Source organism: Pseudomonas sp. F8002, assembly GCF_013385495.1.
GTDB lineage: Bacteria > Pseudomonadota > Gammaproteobacteria > Pseudomonadales > Pseudomonadaceae > Aquipseudomonas.
In genome coordinates this window covers 1-3,106 of record NZ_JACAPW010000022.1, presented here as the reverse complement: position 1 = coordinate 3,106, position 3,106 = coordinate 1, and the positions used below count along the sequence as shown (strand labels likewise).

Sequence of the window (3,106 nt, the reverse complement as noted above, 5' to 3'; positions counted from 1 at the left end):
GCTTGCCTGCGATAGCATCGCCTCGGTGTGTCTGATGTACCGAGGTGTCTGCATCGCCGGCAAGCCAGCTCCTACAGAAAAGCAGCTCTGCTTTCGCTCTGGTTTTTGATCTGGCTTTTAACACTCAGGTCGGCTTTCAGGCCGCCGTGCTCTTGCTTTTGATCTTGATCTGACTGCCCCAATAAGCCCGAGGCCGAACGCAGGTATTGCGGAGCGGGTAAACCGGCAGGACGCCGGTTTAGCCGCGCCGGGCCATGGATGGCCCGTCGCGGCGGCCCGCTTCGTGCTGCCGGAGTGAGGGAACGCCGAGCCACAGCGAGGCGCCGACAGGCGGGGCAGAGCGCTTTGGTTACTTTGCCGCTTTTGCAAAGTGACTCGCTGTAAGAGCGAAACCATAAGCGGCCGTTACCGCAGCAACGGATATATACCCAAACCCAACCAACACCCAACCACTACTCCGCACTACGCTGCGTATGACTCGATACAAACTGCCGAAACCGCTCCGTCGGCAACCCCTCAAACAACTCCGCCGGCGTGCCCTGGGCATCAATCAACCCATTGGCCATAAACACCACCCGATTGGACACATGCCGCGCAAACCCCATCTCATGGGTCACCACCAACATGGTCCGCCCTTCCTCGGCCAGCGACCGCATCACCCGCAACACCTCCCCCACCAACTCCGGGTCCAGCGCCGAAGTCGGCTCATCAAACAACATTACTTGCGGGTTCATCGCCAACGCCCGGGCAATCGCCACCCGCTGCTGCTGCCCACCCGACAAATGCGCCGGGTAATAATCACGGCGATCATAAAGCCCCACCTTGTGCAGCAGTTGCTCAGCTTCCTCCACACACTCGGCCTTCGAACGCTTGAGCACCCGCATCGGCCCCTCGATGACATTTTGCAAAACCGTCATATGCGACCACAGGTTAAAACTCTGGAACACCATGCCCAGCTTGCTGCGCATGGTCTCCACCTGCCGCGTGCTGCCAGGCAACAACCGACCGTTGCGCTGGCGCTTGAGCTCGATGGTTTCGCCGTCGAGCACAATACTGCCCTCGTCCGGGGTTTCCAGCAGGTTGATACAACGCAGGAAAGTGCTCTTGCCCGAACCGCTGGCACCGAGGATGGAAATCACGTCACCTTTGTGAGCCTCCAGCGAAATCCCCTTGAGAACCTGTGCCGAACCGAAAGCCTTGTGAATGTTGTTAACCGTAAGGGCGCTCTGAATCTGAGTACTCATGACAAGCTCCGCTGCAATCAGGAATGAGAAATAGGTTCGGGGGTTTGCTTGACCGGCAGGTCTTTCGGCCGCTCACGCAGATGGGGCGACAGACGATGTTCAATCCAGGCCACCACACGCACCACCAGGAAATTCAGGATCAGGTAGATCAGCGCCGCACAAATGAACACTTCCATGGTGCGGTAGGTACGCTGGATGATTTGTTGTGCCACGCCGGTGACGTCCCACACGGTGACCAGGCTGGCCAGCGCGGTGGACTTGACCAGCAAGATGGCCTCGGTGGAATAGGCCGGAAGCGCCTGGCGCAAGGTGACGGGGCCGATCACTCGCCACAGCAGGGTCCAACGCCCCATGCCCACCGCCTGCCCCGCTTCGATCTGCCCTTGAGGCACGCTCAGCAGGCCACCGCGAATGATTTCAGCGGTGTAACCGGCGGTGCACAGCGCCAGGGAGACCACGGCGCAGCCATAAGGCGACCTCAACACCACCCACAGGAAGCTGTCGCGAATCGCCGGGAACTGCCCCAGGCCGTAATAGATCAGGAACATCTGGATCATCAGCGGCGTGCCGCGAAACAGCATGATGTAGAAACGCGCCGGGTAGCTGAGGAATGGCCAGCGGCTGACGCGCATGGACACCACGCCCAGCGACAGCAGCAACCCCAGGGTCAGGGACGAAAAAAACAAGGCCAGGGTGATGGGCAAGGCACCCAGCAACTTGAGCATGGTGTCGGCAAGAAAGGCGAAATCGATCATGGCAAACGGTCCCTTCTCACGACTGTGCAGGATTGCGCCGCTGCGTACGCTGTACGCGCGCTTCGGCAATATTGAAAAGACGGCCCGAAAGCCCGGTCAGAATCAGGTAGCACACGCCGCCGACGATATAGAACGTGAAGTACTGGCGCGTGGAACCCGCCGCCACCTGGCTGGCGCGCATCAGTTCCACCAGGCCAATCACCGAAATCAGCGCGGAGTCTTTCAGGCTCATTTGCCAGACGTTGCCCAGGCCCGGCAGCGCGTACCGCCAGATCTGCGGGATCAGCACCCGGCGAATCCGCGTTGCGCGGTTCATGCCGATCGCCAGTGCCGCCTCAAGCTCACCCTTGGCCACCGCGATGAAGGCACCGCGATAGACCTCAGCCTGATACGACGCCGAGATCAATCCGACGGCGATGGCCCCCACCATGAACGGCGGGACATCGACATAGCCTTCACCGCCAAACCAGTGATTGACGGCCGTCACCACACTGGCACCGCCGAAATAGAACAGGTAGATCACCAACAGCTCCGGAATCCCCCGGAACAGGATGGAATACGCATCCCCCAGGTATCGCAAGGCACGCTTTTTGGAAAGCTTGGCCATGGCCACCAGGCTGCCGACCAGCGCACCGACCACCAGCGCCGCAAGGGTCAACAACACGGTCATGAGGGCGGCCTTGAGCAAGGCCATCCCCCAACCCGTGTCGCCAAAACTGAGCATCTGCATGAGACTCATCAAGTCACTCCTACCGAAAACACATAAAGCACCGGAACCTTGAAATCCGTCTCAACCTGCCCGACGTCCATGAAGCAAAGGGTGCAACTGGCTGCCTGGTTTACTTGACCATCGGCAGGTTCAAACCCTGCTCCTTGGCGCAATCAATCGCGATCTGGTAGCCCGCATCCGCATGACGCATCACGCCGGTCGCCGGGTCGTTGTGCAGCACGCGCGCGATACGCTCGGCGGCTTCGTCGGTACCGTCACAGACAATCACCATGCCCGAGTGCTGGGAGAAGCCCATGCCGACGCCGCCGCCGTGGTGCAACGAAACCCAGGTCGCGCCGCTGGCGGTGTTGAGCAAGGCGTTGAGCAGTGGCCAGTCG

At 60.4% G+C, this 3,106-nt stretch carries 3 protein-coding genes and 1 pseudogene; all 4 read right to left on the bottom strand.

Annotation, left to right across the window (positions count from 1 at the left end; genetic code table 11):
• Positions 1–452: 452 nt before the first annotated feature.
• Positions 453–1,244 (bottom strand): ABC transporter ATP-binding protein, encoded by a 792-nt coding sequence (locus HX811_RS17360; RefSeq protein ID WP_003220035.1) that lies wholly within the window; start codon positions 1,242–1,244, stop codon positions 453–455.
• A 17-nt stretch (positions 1,245–1,261) separates the two neighbouring features.
• Positions 1,262–1,999, bottom strand: a complete 738-nt coding sequence (locus HX811_RS17355) for an ABC transporter permease (protein WP_102369535.1) — start codon at positions 1,997–1,999, stop codon at positions 1,262–1,264.
• A 16-nt stretch (positions 2,000–2,015) separates the two neighbouring features.
• Positions 2,016–2,738: an ABC transporter permease gene (locus HX811_RS17350; protein ID WP_003220032.1), complete on the bottom strand. Its 723-nt coding sequence runs from the start codon at positions 2,736–2,738 to the stop codon at positions 2,016–2,018.
• A gap of 100 nt (positions 2,739–2,838) precedes the next feature.
• Positions 2,839–3,106: pseudogene (locus HX811_RS17345) on the bottom strand (urocanate hydratase); the annotation flags it as partial.

What these genes read in the sequence shown, in the direction of transcription:
- HX811_RS17355 (WP_102369535.1), bottom strand. Translation starts at nt 1,999, where the DNA reads ATGATCGATTTCGCCTTTCTTGCCGACACCATGCTCAAGTTGCTGGGT.
- HX811_RS17360 (WP_003220035.1), bottom strand. Translation starts at nt 1,244, where the DNA reads ATGAGTACTCAGATTCAGAGCGCCCTTACGGTTAACAACATTCACAAG.
- HX811_RS17350 (WP_003220032.1), bottom strand. Translation starts at nt 2,738, where the DNA reads ATGAGTCTCATGCAGATGCTCAGTTTTGGCGACACGGGTTGGGGGATG.